Source organism: Plantactinospora sp. GCM10030261 (assembly GCF_042666615.1).
Lineage (GTDB): Bacteria > Actinomycetota > Actinomycetes > Mycobacteriales > Micromonosporaceae > KBS50.
On sequence record NZ_JBHTDD010000026.1, the window covers coordinates 1 to 15,909 of the forward strand.

A 15,909-nucleotide genomic window follows, 5' to 3' on the forward strand; every position below is an offset into this window, starting at 1 on the left:
TCGGGTCGGTTGAGGTCCGGTAGGAGAAGGCCGGTCCGCCCCACTGGTAGGCGAGCACCCAGATGTTGCGCGGGGCGAAGTAGAACAGCGACGGTGCCACCGCCGCGAACGGCATCTGGTTCTGCGACGCCGACCCCATCTGGTTCCAGTTCGAGAAGACACCGAAGTTCATCGAGCCCCAGGTCGTGCCCGTGTCGTGCGTGGTCGCGTAGACCAGCTGCTGGCCGTTGTACGGCGCGTGGGTGAAGTCTTTCAACGACACCCAGCCCGACCTCGGCTGCGCCAGCGCGCCCGTCGACGACCACCGGTACGACGACGGAAGGTCGCACGTACCGCCTGGCGGCGTCGTTGTCGGCGTCGACGTCGGCGTCTGGGTGGGACCGCCGAGGGGGGCGAGCCGGAATTGTTGGTTGGGTTGTCCGTGGCAGTCGTAGAGCTGCACCTGCGCTCCGTTGTTGGTGCTCCAGACGTCGAGGCAGCGGCCGGATTGGACGCCGCTGATGGTGCCGTTGGAGTTGATGTTCCATTGTTGGTTGGTTTGGCTGTGGCAGCTGTAGATCTGGACTGCGGTGCCGTTGCCGGTGCCTGCGGCGTCGAGGCACATGTTGCCGTAGACCTGTAGTTGTTTGGTGGCGGTGTAGGTCCAGGCCTGGTTGGTTTGCTTGTTGCAGTCGTAGAGCTGTACCCGGGTGCCGTTGTCGCGGGAGGCGTTGGGTACGTCGATGCAGCGGCCGGATTGGGTGCCGACGATCTCGCTGGCGGAGCCGGGCGGATCGGTGGGGGTGGGTCCCGGCGTGGTGGACGTGGGTGTGGGCCCGGGGCCGGCGCTGTTCAGCGCCTCCAGGGTGGCCGTGTAGGCCGGCTTCTTGTTGCCGTTGCACTCGAAGAGCAGTGGGGTGCCGCCGGAGCGCCACGAGTCGCAGTCCCGTACTCCCCAGACGGTGATCCCGTTGCAGCGAGCCACGGCGAGGCAGTCGTTGACCACGTTGCGGTAGGTGTTCGCCTGCGTCGTGCCCGAGCCCTCGATGTCCAGCTCGGTGATCTGCACGTCCACGCCGAGGGCGGCAAAGCTGCTCAGGGTGGTGCGGTAGTTGCTGTTGTACGGCGAGTTGGCGTTGAAGTGCGACTGGAACCCGACGCAGTCGATCGGCACGCCGCGCTGCTTGAAGTCGCGCACCATGTTGTACACGGCCTGGGTCTTGGCCCAGGTCCAGTTGTCGGTGTTGTAGTCGTTGTAGCAGAGCTTCGCGTTCGGGTCCGCCGTGTCGGCGGCACGGAACGCCGCCTCGATCCAGTCGTTGCCGGTGCGTTGCAGGTTGGAGTTGCGGCGGGCACCGCTGTTGCCGTCCTCGAACGCCTCGTTCACCACGTCCCACGAGTCGATCTTGCCGCGGTAGTAGGTGGCCACCCGGGTGACGTGGTTCAGCATCGCGTTGCGCAGGGCGGTGCCCTCCATGCCCTGCATCCAGCCCGGCTGCTGTGAGTGCCAGGCCAAGGTGTGGCCGCGGACCTTCCATCCCCGCGAGATGGCGTGGTTGACGATCCGGTCCGCGTTTCCGAAGGTGAAGTTGTTCTGCTGCGGCTCGGTCGCGTCGATCTTCATCTCGTTCTCGGGAGTGACGCTGTTGAACTCCCGGTTCAGGATCGTGGTGTAGGCGCTGTCGCTGAGCTTGTTCGCGGCGACGGCGGCACCGAAGTACCGGCCAGACTGGGCCGCGGCAGCTCCGAGGGTCGTCTCGGCCGCCTGGGCGAGGTTGGGTAGCAGCGCCACAATGAGCGCCGCAACTATCGCGAAACTTCCGGAAATCAAGACTGCTCGTTCTCGGTTACGTCCGGGGGGACGGGTCCGGGAAATCATGCTGATCCTCCAGTGGGGGACAGGAGATCTCTGTCGCTGTCGGGGTGGGGGGAACTGCGTCGAATGGCGGTGGCCACGACGGGTGGGTCCGGGAAGTGGTTGCGGGTGCGGGCCTCGCGGGATGGGTGGGGGGTTGACGGTCGGTGAGGCACCTCCTGAGGTGGAAGGATCTCGTTAACGTTCACATTGATCGATGGCTTTCAGGCTGGCAGAAAGTTCCAGGTTTTTCAACCGGTAGTTTCGGGCCTGTTACCGAGCAGGAAACGGGGTTCAAGGGCTCGACCACGAGGTGCCGAGTCCGGACCCGACACTCGACGTTGCCCGGGCCGTGAACACCGGCAGTTTCCGGCAGTTTCGCGCGCTGAGGACTCCTAGTCGCCCGCTCGGCGGCGAACCTTGTCGACGGCTACCCCATGACGCCAGAGAGGCCCACCGGCCGGACGCCGGACGGGCAGGCGCCAACGGGGTCGGCGCCAAGAACGGAGTAACCGAGATGTTCAACTTCATCAGGCGTCGTCGCCCACCGCGACGGACGCTCACCAGGGCGGCGGTGGCGGTGCTTGCCACCGCGCTGCTGACCGGCATCCTGGCCGGCCCGGCCGCGGCCGGCCCCGGGGCCGCGGGGAAGCCGGAGCCGTCCCGCGGCGCCGGTCCGGCGTCGGCGACGGCCTTCCAGTCCGGCACGGCGAAGGCCATCCAGGGCAAGGGCGGCGCTGCGAACGCGAGCGTCGACGGCTGGTTCGCCGGCATCGTCTTCATGGACCCGAGCTACGCGAACTGGTCGCAGGCCAATCGCTGGATCCACAGCGACGAGGCGTACACGGGTCCGGGCGGCCACGTCTACCGCACCTTCCGCCTCAGCGGCAGCAACCAGTGCCTGTCCCACCAACCGGTGAACTCCCCGACCCAGGGCATGCTGTTCATCGAGACATGCGACTGGTGGGACAACAGCCAGTGGTGGGCGGTGGACCACGTGTTCGGCTACCGCCCCGAGTGCCCGAGCTGGCCGTTCTGCCCGCCGGACGTCTACTACGACATCCTGATGCCATGGGACGCGTACGGCCAGGCCGCGATCGTGTCGGACAATCTGATCCTGCTGGCGCCGCGAGGTGGGACCCAGGGGTTCGTGGAGCAGCGGTTCGACATCGCCGCGAATCCCAAGCTCCCGGCCTGACCGACAGCATGGAGACGGTGCCGCCGGGCAGTCCGGCGGCACCGTACTGCCACCCCGGCCGAGGGTCGCGCCCGGCCCAGCCGGCCCCGACCCGCGTCGGGCGGCGCGGTCCGCCGGCTGCCCAGCGATCAGAACACCATCGTGAGCAGGTCGGTGAACAGCTCCTGTTCGTCGATCTCGAGCCCGCGGTTGGTGAACCAGGTGGCCATGTTGTGGCAGTCGCGCATCAGGAAGTCCATGCCCTTCGGGTTGCCGACGATGTCGATGACCTGAGGTAGGTCGATCATCACGATCCGGTCGGCCTGGGCGAGGACGTTGTACGGCGACAGGTCGCCGTGCGCCAGCCCGGCGCGGGCCAGTTCACGCATGCCGTCGCGGAGTTGCTCGAAGTACCGACCGAGCACCTCCTTCGAGGGCCGGACCTGGGCAAGCCGGGGCGCCGCACCGCCCTCTCCGTCGTCGATGAACTCCATCAGCAGCTCGGTGCCGTCGACCTGGACGGGATACGGCACCGGGACGCCGGCTTTCCACAACAGGGTGAGGGCGTTCCATTCGGCGTACGCCCACTGACCGGCCGCGACACCGCGGCCGTGCGAGGTCTTCTTCGCCATCGCCCGGGCGTCGCGGCTGTTGCGGGTACGGCGGCCTTCGACGTACGACGTACTGCGGTGGAAGGATCGGTGTTCCTCGGTGCGGTAGCGTTTCGCGGCCAGCAGCGAGGATTTCGCCGGGTTGTCGCCGATGGCTTCGACGGCTCGTTCGAGCAGGAAGACATCGGCTTCCTTACCGGTCTTGAGGACGCCGAACTCGGTGTCGATCGCAGCCTGCTCCGTGACGACCCACGAGGGGCGCGGTTCCGGGCCGCGAGAGCCGCGCTCGACGTCCAGCCAGGTGGACCACCGCTGATCCGGGCCCAATCTTTCGTCAACCGGATGGAAGTCGAAGATGTCGGCCGGATCTGACCGGGGCTCCTCGCGGCTGAGGCCGGATCCGCGGGAATCGAGGTTGGGGGAGGTTTCAGAGAGTTCGTACTCGGAAGACAACGGATGTGCTCCTGAACAGTGAGGCGGAACTGACGCGGACATGCCGCAGCACAGTGGTGGCCATTCGTCAGCCCTCCTTAAGTCCAGGCAGCGTTCACCGCCGCTCGATCAACCCAGCTTGCCCACACGATTCAAACGCCGCAACGTATTTCGGGAGTGGGCCCGTGGTCTGCTCGCCGTCACCGGTGCCTGGACGGGTCGTAGAGTCCCGCGCCCGTCAGCGCGTCGAGCACGTCGGCGACCGCCGGATGGTCGGGCAGGAGCGTTTCCAGGGCGGCGACGAGCGAGTCTCCCGGCGCGAGGTGCCGGTAGTGCTCGAAACTGCGCACCAGGGAGAACAGCTCCACCCGGGCGGCGGTGTCGCGTCGGTGCTGGTGCACGATCACCGGGGGCAGCAGCTCGTAGACCTGTTCACGGAAGGCCGGTTCGGTCATCCGCGGGACGGCGAGCAATCGATCCACCAGTTCGCGGGACAGGTCGGCCGCCGTACGGGGCGGTCGGGTCGTCGGGGACAGCCGATCGTCGGACGGTCTCGGCGCCGGGACGTCGGCCATCGAGAGGGCCTCCCTCAGGTGGCGTTTCAGGGCCACGTAGGAACGATGCCCGTGCGAGTCCGGCTTGATGATCGAGGAGTGGTCACCGGGCAGCACCCCCACCTCGGGGAAGACACTCCTCGCCGAGACGGGTGTGACGACTCCGTCGCGGTCGCCGGCGTACGCGACGATCGGGATCGGGCAGCTGGCGGCCGTGACCGCGGTGGCGTGGATGATCTGGTTGACGACGATCCGGTGCGCGTCGGAGATGGCTTGGTTGAGCGGCCGCAGTTCGCGTTCCTGGGGGTGGCGCCACGGGCCGCTGCGGCGCAGCAGCAGGGCTAGGTCGGAGCCGGTGTTGGGGCAGGCGAACAGGACGATCCGGCGGATGCGGGACAGTTCCGGCCCGTCTCCATTGGCGAGGGTCCGGGCCAGCATCCGCTGCGCCACCAGACCGCCTTGGCTGTGCGTGACCAGAACGAGTCGGGACTGGTCGCCACGGGCGTGTGTCAGATAGGTGCGGAGACTGTCGGCGATGTCATTGATGTCGGGGATCCGTCGCAGCGGGTTCAGCGAGACGGGTGGGCTTGGGTACTCGAAGGTGTACGGGTCGACGGAGGCGAGGTCGGCGTCGGTCTCGATCAGTCGCAGAAATGGTGACCAGGTGGCCGCCGACGACAGAAACCCATGTACGAACACGACTCCGAGGCGCTCGGACATAGGGACAACCTACCGTGGGAGGGCAAATTCCGCGGGTGCCCACAGTGGGTTGTCGACGTCACGTAACGCTTCCGGAATCGTCGTCGGGTGCGACATGATGACTGCAGGGACCGTGACGACGTGAGGAGACGCCGGTAGTGAGCCGATCGATCGACGACATCGAGTCGGACCTGGTAGACCTCACGGAGGTGACACTTGCCGAGCTACCGACGTACGACGAGCGGATTCTCGCTCCGACCATGCGCAGGCTGCTACGCCGCATCGACGAGCCCGAAAGCATCACCAGCGGCTACAATCCACAACGCATCGACTGACATGATTTGCTCGGGGTTCCCGGATGGGCACTGACGGTGCCGTGGACAGACCACCTCGCCAGCACCGACTCGACGAGCAGCACGTCAGCGCCCTCTCCTCCGGCGGCGGTGACGCGGGCACGGTCACTCAGCTCCTCACCGTCGAGCGGAGCTGGCGCCTCGTGCAGTTGCGCGCCCTGCTCGACGTCGTCGACCCCGACCACGACACCGGCCCGCTGCCGTCCGTCCGGACCGCCTGGGACCTGCTCACCGAGGCGGAACGACACGACCCGGCAAAGGTCGACGACCTGCTGCTGCACCCCCAGGCGGGTGTCTGGGCCGGTTACACGTTGCGGCGTCTGCGCGGCACCGCCCGGTCTGCGGCGCCGCTCTGGGTCGATCTCGGCTACCTGCACGCTCTCGCCGCCGCGGCAGCCCTACGTGCCGGTCTCGACTTCGGCATCACCGTGCCGGTCCGAGACGGTTTCGCGGTGCTGCCGACCCTTGGTGCCGTCCCCGTGCCGGGAGCCGCCGAATGGGACAGCACCGAGGTGCGTGGGTCCGCCGGCCACGGTGTCGTCGGTACGCCGACGGGCGAGGTGCGGGTCGGTGGCGACGGCTGGCAGGCCATTCCCAGGGTGCGTGCCCAGGCTGGCGGGCACACCCTCGCGGTGCGACTGGACTGCCTCGACCCGTTCCGGAACCTGCGGGCTCCGACGCCGCCGCGAACGCTTAGCGAACCAGAATTCGATCGTTGGCGAGATCTGCTCACCCAGGCGTGGCAGTTGCTCGTCGAGACCAGCCCGGCGCTGGCATCGCCCATGACGCGAGGGCTCTTCTCGGTGGTGCCGCAGCCGCCGGCGGAGCGGTTCCGCACGATGAGCGCGTCGGCCGGCGACGCGTTCGGCAGCCTGATCATGTCGGAGCCGCGGGACGCCACCGAGCTCGCGGTGACGCTGGTGCACGAGTTCCAGCACATCAAGCTCGGCGCCCTCCTGCACCTGGCTCCGCTGCACACCGGCGAACCCGCCCAGCGGCTGTACGCGCCGTGGCGGGACGACCCCCGGCCGCTGGGCGGCCTGCTGCAGGGGGTGTACGCGTTCGCGGGCATCACCGAGTTCTGGCGGGCGGTACGGCACCTGGCCACCGGCGACGCCAGCACGCTGGCGCATTTCGAGTTCGCCCGGTGGCGCCGGCAGGTGCGCACGACACTCGCCCGGATCGCGACGTTGCCGCAGCTCACCGAGGTCGGTCGGCGACTCGTCGCAGGCCTCACCGCGACCGCGGACCGGTGGCATGCCGACCACGTACCCGCGCAACCGCTGGCCGCCGCCCACGACGCTGTCGCCGACCATCGGGCCCGCTGGCGGCTGCATCATCTGCGCCCGCCCACCGAGGTGGTCGCGGCGTTCACGCAGGACTGGACGGCCGGCGCCGACCGGCCAGACCTGCCTGTCATCGCCCCGGTCCTGGACGCCGACCCGGGCGCCCGGGGACTGGACGCGCGCGCGGTCCTGGAACTCTGGCGCCTGACCGACGCCGCCGGATTCGCGCGCCTTCGACAGGATCCGGCGGCGATCGGCACGCGGGTGACCGGTGCGAACCCCGCGGACCTGGACCTGGTGGCCGGTGATCGGGAGGCCGCTCGTCGGGGCTATCTGCGCGACCTGGCGGCGGATTCCGACCGGCCGGGCTCCTGGGCCGGGCTCGGGCTGGTCCTGGCGCAGGTCCGCCCGGGCCCGGCCGCGGATGCGCTGCGGACCCGACCCGAGCTGGTACGGGCCGTGCACCGGGCCGTGCGCCGTCGCGGCGGTGACGCAGACCCGGTGGAGTTGGCCGCCTGGGTCGGGCCGGGTTGACGGGCCGGTCGCCTACAGCGGCAGCGGGTCCATGTCGCAGTTGGCCCGCCGGTCCAGGTCCACCGCGACCGCCGTGGCCGGGTGATCACCGCCGAGAACTCGCTCGAACCGTGCCACCGTCGCCGTGTGCAGCTCCGCGGACTCCTGCTCGCGGCCCAGTTTGCGCAGGTCCATCGCCAGGTTGCCGTAACCGGCCAGAGTGGTCGGATGCTCCGCGCCCAGCACCCGCCGTAGCCGTTCGGTCGCGTCCACGTCCCGCTCGTACGCCTGCGTGTAGTGGCCCTCGGCGTAGAGGTCGCTCGCGAGGTTGAGCGCCGCGGCCAGGGTGAGCGGGTGGTCGTCGCCGAGTTGTTCCCGCAGCTGGGCGAAGCCCTCCTCGTCCATCTGCCGCGCCTGCGCCACCCGGCCGCGCATCCGCTCGGTGACCGCCCAGTTGAGCCGGGCGGCGATGGTGTGCGGGTGCCGGTCGTTGCGCAGCAGCCGCTGGTAGCTGCCGTAAACCTGCTCGCCCAGCTCGGCGGCGCCGTCGAGATCGCCGGTCTCCCGCAGGTCGCTCGAGAGGTTCAGGGAGGAGGCGATGGTGTCCGGGTGGTTCTCCCCGTAGCGGTTGAGGAAGCCGTCGCGGACCTCTTCGGAGATTTGGCGGGCCGCTTGGTGGTCACCGGCCTTGCGCAGCGCCACCGCCAGCGTCCGCAACGCCCGCAGAGTCTGCGGATGGCCGGGGCTGAGCTGGTGGCGCAGTTGGTCGGCGACCGCCTGCGCCTCGGCGCGGGCGCCCACGTAGTCACCGAGTTCACGCCGGTTGGTGATGAGGTTGCGGGTGCTCTCCAGGGTGATCGGATGGTCGGTGCCGTAGAGCTGGATGCGCAGCCGCTGGTTCTGCTTGTCGATGTCGGAGGCCCGGTTGAGGTCACCGGACAGCCGCAGGCTCACGGCGAGGTTGTGGGCAGCCGTGATGGTCTCCACGTCGTCCGGGCCGAGGGCTCGCACGTGCCGTTGATAGATCTCCTCGGCGAGTTCCAGAGCGCCCGCGAAATCCCCGGCCACCCGGCGGTCGGCGGCGACGGCGCCGAGCGCGCGCAGCAGGTCCTCGTTGTCCTCCTGCACGATCTGCTGGTAGGCGTGGAGCACCTCCTGGTTGAGGCGGGCGGCCTCGTCGAACCGGCCGAGGACAAACAGCAGCCAGCCCATCCAATGGCCCATCCGCAGAGTGGACGGGTCCGTGGCGCCCAGCTGGTCGCGCCGTGCCTCGTATGCCTGCTCGGCCAGGTCGAACGCGGCCTGGTGGTCGCCCCACCAGTAGAGATAACGGGAGACGTTGTCGATCAGCTGTTGCACCCACGGGTCGGTGGACCGGTACGCCTGGGCGGTCATGACGTGCGGGTACAGGTCGGCGTAGGTGCGCCAGCCGTCAGGTGAGTTCGGGTCGTTCGGGTCGCCGTCGGCGAGCATGAGGTGCGCGCTGTGCCGCATCGCGGTCTGCTCGGCGTCGTCGAGCCGGTCGATCAGGACCGCCTGGACCAGCCGGTGCATCTGGATCGAGTTGGTCCGGTGGTCGATCTTGGCTAGGGCGTACCGGTTGATCTCGCGGATGGCGCGGTTGAGCCGCATCGGGTCGCGCCGCACCTCGTCGAGCTCCAGGTGGACGTTGCCGGCGCGGCCGCGGCTGAACAGAGTGCGGGGGATCGGTTCGGGGGCGAAGAACGAGCACACCTGCAACAGTCGCAGCGCTCCGGGGCTGGAGTCGGCCAGCCGGTCGAGGGACACGTTCCAGGCGGCGGCGACCGGCAACTGATAGTCCAGCGGCACCGACACTTCGAGCAGCTCGATGCGCTTCTCCTCGAACAGCCGCAGGTACTCGTCGGTCGGCATACCAGTCTCGGCGAGCCAGGCCGCCGCCTGGTCCAGCGCCAGCGGAAGATCACCGAGCGCCTCGGCCAGCCGACCGGCGTCGGCGTCGCTGAGTTCCGGACCGCGGCGGCGGAGCAGATCGATGCTCTCCTGCCGGGCGAACACGTCCACCTCGAGCTGGCGGGCGATGTTCGACCACTGCGGGTTGCGGGAGGTCACCATGATGCGGCCGGGTCCGCCGTTGGGGAAGTATCGCCGCACCGCCTCCGGGCTCTCCGCGTTATCGAAGATCAAGAGCCAGTTCGCGTACGGCTGCCCCAGCCGCAGTGCCTCCCGCACGGCCGGGACGGCAGCGTTGGCCTCCAGCCCCACCGGCAGATGTAAGCGCTGGGCGAGCTCGGCCAACGCGTTGCCGATCTGGGCCGGACGTTCCGACGGGATCCACCAGATCACGTCGTACTCGTCCTGGTGACGGTAGACGTATTCGACCGCCAACTGTGACTTCCCGACGCCGCCCATGCCGTGCAACGCGTGCGGCAGCACCGCCGTCGTGCCCACCCGCATCTGCTCGTGCAGGTGCTCCAACAGCGACTCGCGGCCGGTGAAGTTGGGGTTACGCGGTGGGACACTGCCCCAGATGACAGGCGCGCCGGCTGGTGTTCTCTGCGGTGCGACCACGTCCGCCACCCTGCTCGACACCACTGGCGCTCCTTCTGACGTCCGATCATCGGTGTCCGCTGCCGTCTCCATTGTCACAGCGGGCATGCTCTGCGTAGTAGTAGCCGACGGCGTTTCCGCGTCGATACCGAGCGCCTCGTGCAGGTGCCGCGCGCGGGCGAGATAGCGGCCGGACAGGGCATGGAGTACGGCCTGTTCGACCCGTACGAACGGCGCGGTCTCCGGAGTCACCGGGGGCACCGGCGTGGCGTCGGGGTCGTCGAGCATCCGGCTGAGTCCACGGACCGCCGGCACCGTCGGCCCCAGTTGCTCATCGACCACCCGCAGCACCCGTACCGCGTCCGCGCGGCGCCCGGCCGCCAGCAGTTCCTCGCGGACTCCCCGGTGGAACTCGTAGGTGACCTCGGCGCCTCCGGCCGTCGGCGCCGCGGCCGCGACCGGGTGCAGCAGCTCGCTGTTGAGGATCTCGGACAGGTGTGACGTCTGCGAATCCGGGATCAGGGCCCGCTGTACCCGCCTCATCACGGCCAGGTTCAACGGGGCGGCGGCGAGCTGCGTGGCGAGCGTGACCGCGGTCGGCGTGGCCCACGCGGTGAACTCCCGCACCCGCATCCGCGCGGACGGGGCCACCTCCGTCACCGGCGGCACGACCGGGTCCGGAACCCGGGTGGCGGCCAGCACCGCGGGCAGCTGCGACTCGCCGCCGGTGAGCAACCGGACCCAGGCGGCGAGCCAGCGGGGGTCGAGTTCGATTACCGGCACCGGGACGGGGTCGTCACCCGCGGGTTCGGGATCGTCGAGAACGTCCGGAACCGGGTTGAGCACCTCCCACGCGAGGTCGGCGTTGGCGGCACCGCCGGGCGCGGTCTGCCACATCCGCAACCGCCGGGGCCGGATTCCGGTCCGGTACCACTGCAGTTGCGGCAGCAGGTGCACGACGGCGACCGGCGCGCGCAGCCCCCACCCACGCAGCAGGGCCAGCATCGTCCCGGCGTGCCAGGCCGGGCCGGCGCCGTCGGACAGCACCAGCATGATTCGCCCGTCGACCGCGACCCGGCCGCCCGGGCCGGGCTGTTCCGTGTCGGAGGAGTCGAACGGGACCACCTCGACGTCGGTGAGCTCCTCGTGATCGCGCAACACCGCCACCACGCGGTCGACGGTGTCGCGCCACACCGCCATCGACGGGCCAGCATCGACAAGCACCGTCACGCCCCACCTGGTCGTCGGGGTGGGCGGGTCACCGGACAGCGGCCGCAGCGCCTGAGAGATGCCCTCCCAGGTGCCCTCCGCGTCATCCCGGGTCACCAACTCTCCCCTGTTCCTCGACCAGCGGAAGCGCCCAGCGCGTCGGGCCTGCGCTCCGGGTCGTCCCAGAGGATCGTCAGGTGGTGGCCGATGTGGCCGTCCCGCGAAGCGGGCTCGAGCCGTAACGCCTGATGTCGCAATTCTTGAGCACGCGTCGGCAGCTGTCCCAGGCCTCCATCGGATACCAGACGGGTGACCGCTTCCCGGAACTCGGCACTGGTACAGTCACCTCGATGCCAGATGATCACCGGCAGACCGGCCCGGAGGGCCGCCTCGATCTCCTGCTGGCCGGTTTCCCCACGCTGCGTCGGTGGCTCGCTGAGAACGAGTGACACCACTCGATCGTCGGCCTTGAGCTCCGACTCGAGCCGGGTGAAGTAGTCCTTGCCGCTGGGGTGGCTCCAGAAGACGACACTGTGGGCCGGAGCCGCGAGTAGCTGCCGCCAGCGCTGGTGCCAGGGACGGTGCCAGCGCCGGGTACGCAACCGTTCCAGGCTGCGGACCACCACGGGATAGTCCATTGCCAAAGCGATCGGCCGGGAGCTGTCGATCTCCTTGCGCCAGTGGTCCACCCCGACGTTGAGCAGCTCCCACGGCAGGACGAACTCGACCACCACGGTGCCGGTCCGGTCCGACCAGTCGATCTCCATCTGCTCGATTACCCGCTCCACCTCACGTTCCAGGTCGTGGAGTCGGACCAGGCGGGGCTCACCCCGCCGGGAATGCCAGGAGTCCGCCCCGTACCACTGGCGGAAATGCGACAACGCGTAGGTGTCGTCGCTGCCGCCGGGATCCAGGTGCGGCTCGACCTGGACGACCAGATACGCCGTGGTGTCCATCGGCTGTTCACCACCGCGGTGCAGATATACCCGCCGATCCTCCAACTGTCCCGTCAACCCCTGCCCGCTGGCCAGCCGACTGTTCCGCAGCCGGATCCACCGGGCGTCCTGCGCGTCGACCTGGTCCTCGAGCAACACCAGGAAGGCCATGCTGGGCGGCAGGCCGTCGGGGCCGGCGTTCTGCCCGGCCAGGTGGACGAACGCCTGCCAGGCGTCGACGCACCACGACGGCGGTCCCGGCGACCGGTGCTCGGTGGCGCGCTGGTACAGCACCGTGAGGTTGGTGGGCACGAGGTTCCCCAGGAGCGGACGCAGCCGGGTCCAGTCCTCCTCGGCCAGGACCTCGACCGCCTCCCACTCGTCCCGCAGCCGCTGCAACCGGACGACCTCCTCCGTGCCCGGTTCCAGATGCTCGACCGTCTCCACCAGGATCTGCAGCCCATCGGTGAGCCTGCTGCAAGCACGCACCAGTTCGGCCGTCTGCAACCGCAACTCGGGATGCTCACGCAACGGGAACGGACCGAGCCGATCCTGGAGCTGCTCGACGAGGAGCTGGCGGCTGGCCTGCCCCCGCATCAGGCGGGTGCGTTCGAGCACGCTGACGAGCACCGTCTGAATCCGGTGCCGCACCGTGTCACCGCTGGTCTGCGCAGTCTTCATACACTCACAGGTTCAGGGCATGGCGATTCAAGCCGGGCGGGGGCCCCGGTCGTCACAGGCTACCGTCTAGCGATCCCCGACGGGACCTACGAGCACGATCGGGAACGTGTCACCTCCGGACCTGAACGGATCCTGTCAGTATCGCCATTGACGCCGGGGGAGGAGCGCACCCTCGGCTGTCCATCCAGGGCGACCCGACCAACGTCCGCAGTGGCGTCACAGCGACAACGGATGCGTATGCGGCGGTACGCGGCCGAGGGGGGCGATGGCGTGCCCGTTCCGGGTCCCACTGCCGGCGGCCAGCGAGATCGGCAGCAACCATGGTGCACGGGGCGTGCTGCGCGCGACCCTGATGTTGGGAGGAGCGTTGACAACACACGCATCCGCATCCAGGCCCGGGTTCGCGCGCCTCACGGAGGCGGACGTCACTCGGATTCATAGCCTTATCGCTGATCTGGTCCGTCGGGACATGGCCGTCGGCGCCGACGGACTGGCACACGCGGCAGGTCGGGAGTGGCGCCGGGCCCGGCAGGCCCTGACCGCCGGCCGGTACCCGGCGGGGTGCCGGCGGGACCTGCACGCCGTCGTCGGCGAGCTGGGGGAGGTCACCGGATGGTTACTGTTCGACGCTGGTAGGCCGGGCCTGGCCCGGCGTGTCCTGTCGGACGCGCTGCTGGTGTCCCAGTCGGCTGGGGACAATGGGATGGTCCAGTTGCAGCTGTCTCTGCTCGCCATGCTCGACCAGCAGGAAGGCCGGTTCAAGGCGGCCCGGGTCCGGGCCGGGCGCGGCCTGGCGCTGGGCGCACGGGGTGGTCGGGTGGAGGCGATGCACCGGCTCCGGTTGGGTCGCGCACTTGCCTCGCTCGGATCGCGAGAAGGCTTGACCGAGTTGGATCGGGCGGCGGTCCTGCTGGACCATCCACGGATGGACGAGCCGGTCTGGACGTGGTGGCTGACCGGCGCCGAGTTGGCGTTGCACCGAGGACAGGCTGCCGGTGCCGTTGGTGACCGCACGGCGGCGGTCGAGTTGACCCGCCAGGCGGTCGATCGGCTGCCCGCGACACAGCCGCGCGACCGGGCCATCTACCTGGTTCGGCACTTGAGGACCGCGATGGCGGCTGGAGCCTGGGATGCCGCTGGTGTTGCGGCCGGTGACCTGGTGGCGGTGTGCGATCAGCTGCGGTCCGGGCGACTGGTGACGGCCACCCGCCAGGCGCTCGGGCAAGCGCGGCGGGTGAGCGCTCCCACCGCGGTGGTGGACACGCTGCATGCCGTGACGGGTTAGGACACGGGTCGAACATCGGACATTGAGTCATCGCCATAACGGAGACAGGTGCGTACGGGCGACTCCCTTGGGCAGCCTCACATCCGGGTGGTGGTTGGTTCCTGTTCGGTCCACGCTGATCAGGGCTCGCCGGCGCCGTAGAGGCGCAGGATGCTCTGGCGTAGCGCCAGCGCCGTCTGCGCGGTGGTCATGCGGCCGGCGGCGACCTCGCCGCCGGCCGCATGACCGAGCGCGACGGTCGCGGAGACCAACCAGGCCGGGCTGAGGGCTTTGTCGAACTCGCCGGTGGCCTGGCCATGCCTGATCAGCCGCTCCAGGCGCTCGTTTACCGCGGCATGCTGGCGGTCGGAGTCCGCCTGTTCAACCGCGGTCACCGAGGAGTGCAGGAGCAGCGGGTAGCGGTCAAACAGCCGCCAGGTGACGTCCAGCCAGCCCAGCAGCGCCTCGGTGACGGTGCCGCTGTCAACGGTGGCGGCGTCGAGGGCGGCCACGGCTTCGGCGGTGATGTGGTCGACGACGGCGGCTACCAGCAGCGGTCGGGACGGGTAGTGGGCGTACACGGTCTGGCGGGTGACGCCAGCCGCGGCGGCGACCTGTTCCACCTTGGCGTCCGGATGCCGCCCGAGCACCTCGACGGCGGCGTCGAGTACGGCGGCGGCGCTGCGCTCGGCGTCCGATCGTCGCCGCCGGCGCCGACCACCCGTTATCTCTGACATGTTGTGTAATCTATCGCCCCGGCATTAACCTAGACGCAATGTCAAAGATAATGTATTCAGGGAGATCTACATGACGCCCCGTACCGATCTGACCAGCTACCTGATCCGCTACCCGCGGGAGGCAGGACTGGGCGACGAGGATCCGGCGACCGTGCTTGACCGCTACCACACGCCGGACTACGAGCTGGTCAACGACGGCGTGCTGCTGGACCGGAAACGGCTGCTGGATCACATCCGTCCGGCCCGCAGACGGGCAGCTGGTCTCCGTGTCGAGGTCGAGCAGGCACTGGTGGACGGCGACCAGGTCGCCGCCCGCTACCGGCTCATCGCGGAGCTACGTAAGGGCGGCACCCTCACCACGGAGATCTACATGTTCGGGGAGTTGGCTGCCGACGGTCGGCTACGCCGCGTCACCCAAGCCACCCGGACGATCCCGTCCGAATAGCTCCACCGTCAAGCGGCGCTTGACCGTGATGACCTCAGTAAGCGCGAGGGCCACCGGCGTCGCACCCCAGATCGCCAGCGCCGGCGGCCTTCATACTTCCGTCAGGGCAACTGACGGCGACGTCCTTCTGCCGGACACGAGTTCCAGACTACTCAGGCCGCGGCATACCGGTCATAGCTGCGGTACGGCCCGACGGGTCCGTCATGTCGGTGGCGAAGGTTAGGGTCCGCGGCGTGGATGACACCTCGATATCCCGGCGTACCGCCCGTGCCTACGTTGATCTCCTGGAGCGCCGTGACTGGACCGGGTTGGCCGCCCTTCTCACCGATGATGTGGTTTACGAGATGCCGCAGACCCGGGAGCGCATTCGCGGCAAGGACGGGTTCCTGCGGTTCAACGCCGAGTATCCCGGTGATTGGCACCTACAGGTGCGGCGGGTGATCGCCGATCGTCGCTTCGCCGCCCTGTGGCTCGACGTTCAGGTTGGCATCGGGCAGCAAGACGCGTGCGTCTGGCTCCAGATGTCCGAGCATGGATTGATCAGCAAGATCGTCGACTACTGGCCCGAGCCGTACGATCCGCCGCCGGGCCGGGAACATCTCGTGGAGCGGTGGTGATCACAGGGTCGGCGCCATGACCGACTCGGCTCG

General features: G+C 69.2%; 12 protein-coding genes. 6 read left to right on the top strand and 6 right to left on the bottom strand.

Features of this window, described 5'->3' with window-relative positions; genetic code table 11:
- Positions 1 to 1,858: non-reducing end alpha-L-arabinofuranosidase family hydrolase (locus ACFQUZ_RS25175; protein WP_377446404.1), on the bottom strand; the 1,858-nt coding region annotated here is incomplete at its 3' end.
- A 493-nt stretch (positions 1,859 to 2,351) separates the two neighbouring features.
- Here ACFQUZ_RS25175 and ACFQUZ_RS25180 point away from each other — a divergent pair.
- A complete protein-coding gene (locus ACFQUZ_RS25180) occupies positions 2,352 to 3,032 on the top strand; it encodes a hypothetical protein (RefSeq protein ID WP_377446406.1) in 681 nt (226 codons plus the stop codon).
- Positions 3,033 to 3,160: 128 nt separating this feature from the next.
- Here the strand turns inward: ACFQUZ_RS25180 and ACFQUZ_RS25185 are convergent, their stop codons facing one another.
- On the bottom strand, positions 3,161 to 4,075 hold the full coding sequence (locus ACFQUZ_RS25185) for a serine protein kinase RIO (protein WP_377446408.1): 915 nt from the start codon (positions 4,073 to 4,075) through the stop codon (positions 3,161 to 3,163).
- Positions 4,076 to 4,254: 179 nt separating this feature from the next.
- The gene (locus tag ACFQUZ_RS25190; RefSeq protein ID WP_377446410.1) at positions 4,255 to 5,328 is read right to left on the bottom strand and encodes an alpha/beta fold hydrolase; all 1,074 of its coding nucleotides are present in this window, start codon (positions 5,326 to 5,328) and stop codon (positions 4,255 to 4,257) included.
- 137 nt (positions 5,329 to 5,465) lie between these two features.
- Between ACFQUZ_RS25190 and ACFQUZ_RS25195 the strand changes: the two genes are divergently transcribed.
- Positions 5,466 to 5,642 (top strand): hypothetical protein, encoded by a 177-nt coding sequence (locus tag ACFQUZ_RS25195; protein WP_377446411.1) that lies wholly within the window; start codon positions 5,466 to 5,468, stop codon positions 5,640 to 5,642.
- Positions 5,643 to 5,665: 23 nt separating this feature from the next.
- Positions 5,666 to 7,480 (top strand): HEXXH motif domain-containing protein, encoded by a 1,815-nt coding sequence (locus ACFQUZ_RS25200; RefSeq protein ID WP_377446413.1) that lies wholly within the window; start codon positions 5,666 to 5,668, stop codon positions 7,478 to 7,480.
- A 12-nt stretch (positions 7,481 to 7,492) separates the two neighbouring features.
- Here ACFQUZ_RS25200 and fxsT read toward each other — a convergent pair whose 3' ends face one another.
- Both fxsT and ACFQUZ_RS25210 read right to left on the bottom strand, forming a co-directional pair.
- Positions 7,493 to 11,314, bottom strand: a complete 3,822-nt coding sequence (gene fxsT / locus ACFQUZ_RS25205) for an FxSxx-COOH system tetratricopeptide repeat protein (RefSeq protein WP_377446415.1) — start codon at positions 11,312 to 11,314, stop codon at positions 7,493 to 7,495.
- On the bottom strand, positions 11,311 to 12,813 hold the full coding sequence (locus ACFQUZ_RS25210) for a hypothetical protein (protein ID WP_377446416.1): 1,503 nt from the start codon (positions 12,811 to 12,813) through the stop codon (positions 11,311 to 11,313). Before ACFQUZ_RS25210 ends, fxsT begins: the two co-directional genes overlap by 4 nt.
- Positions 12,814 to 13,282: 469 nt before the next feature.
- Between ACFQUZ_RS25210 and ACFQUZ_RS25215 the strand changes: the two genes are divergently transcribed.
- Positions 13,283 to 14,098 (top strand): hypothetical protein, encoded by an 816-nt coding sequence (locus ACFQUZ_RS25215; protein WP_377446417.1) that lies wholly within the window; start codon positions 13,283 to 13,285, stop codon positions 14,096 to 14,098.
- A gap of 119 nt (positions 14,099 to 14,217) precedes the next feature.
- Here ACFQUZ_RS25215 and ACFQUZ_RS25220 read toward each other — a convergent pair whose 3' ends face one another.
- Entirely contained in the window at positions 14,218 to 14,814 is a 597-nt protein-coding gene (locus ACFQUZ_RS25220; protein WP_377446419.1) for a TetR/AcrR family transcriptional regulator, read from the bottom strand.
- Positions 14,815 to 14,884: 70 nt separating this feature from the next.
- Here ACFQUZ_RS25220 and ACFQUZ_RS25225 point away from each other — a divergent pair, with 70 nt between their 5' ends.
- A complete protein-coding gene (locus tag ACFQUZ_RS25225) occupies positions 14,885 to 15,259 on the top strand; it encodes a nuclear transport factor 2 family protein (protein ID WP_377446421.1) in 375 nt (124 codons plus the stop codon).
- A gap of 203 nt (positions 15,260 to 15,462) precedes the next feature.
- On the top strand, positions 15,463 to 15,876 hold the full coding sequence (locus ACFQUZ_RS25230; RefSeq protein WP_377446423.1) for a nuclear transport factor 2 family protein: 414 nt from the start codon (positions 15,463 to 15,465) through the stop codon (positions 15,874 to 15,876).
- Positions 15,877 to 15,909 lie beyond the last annotated feature (33 nt).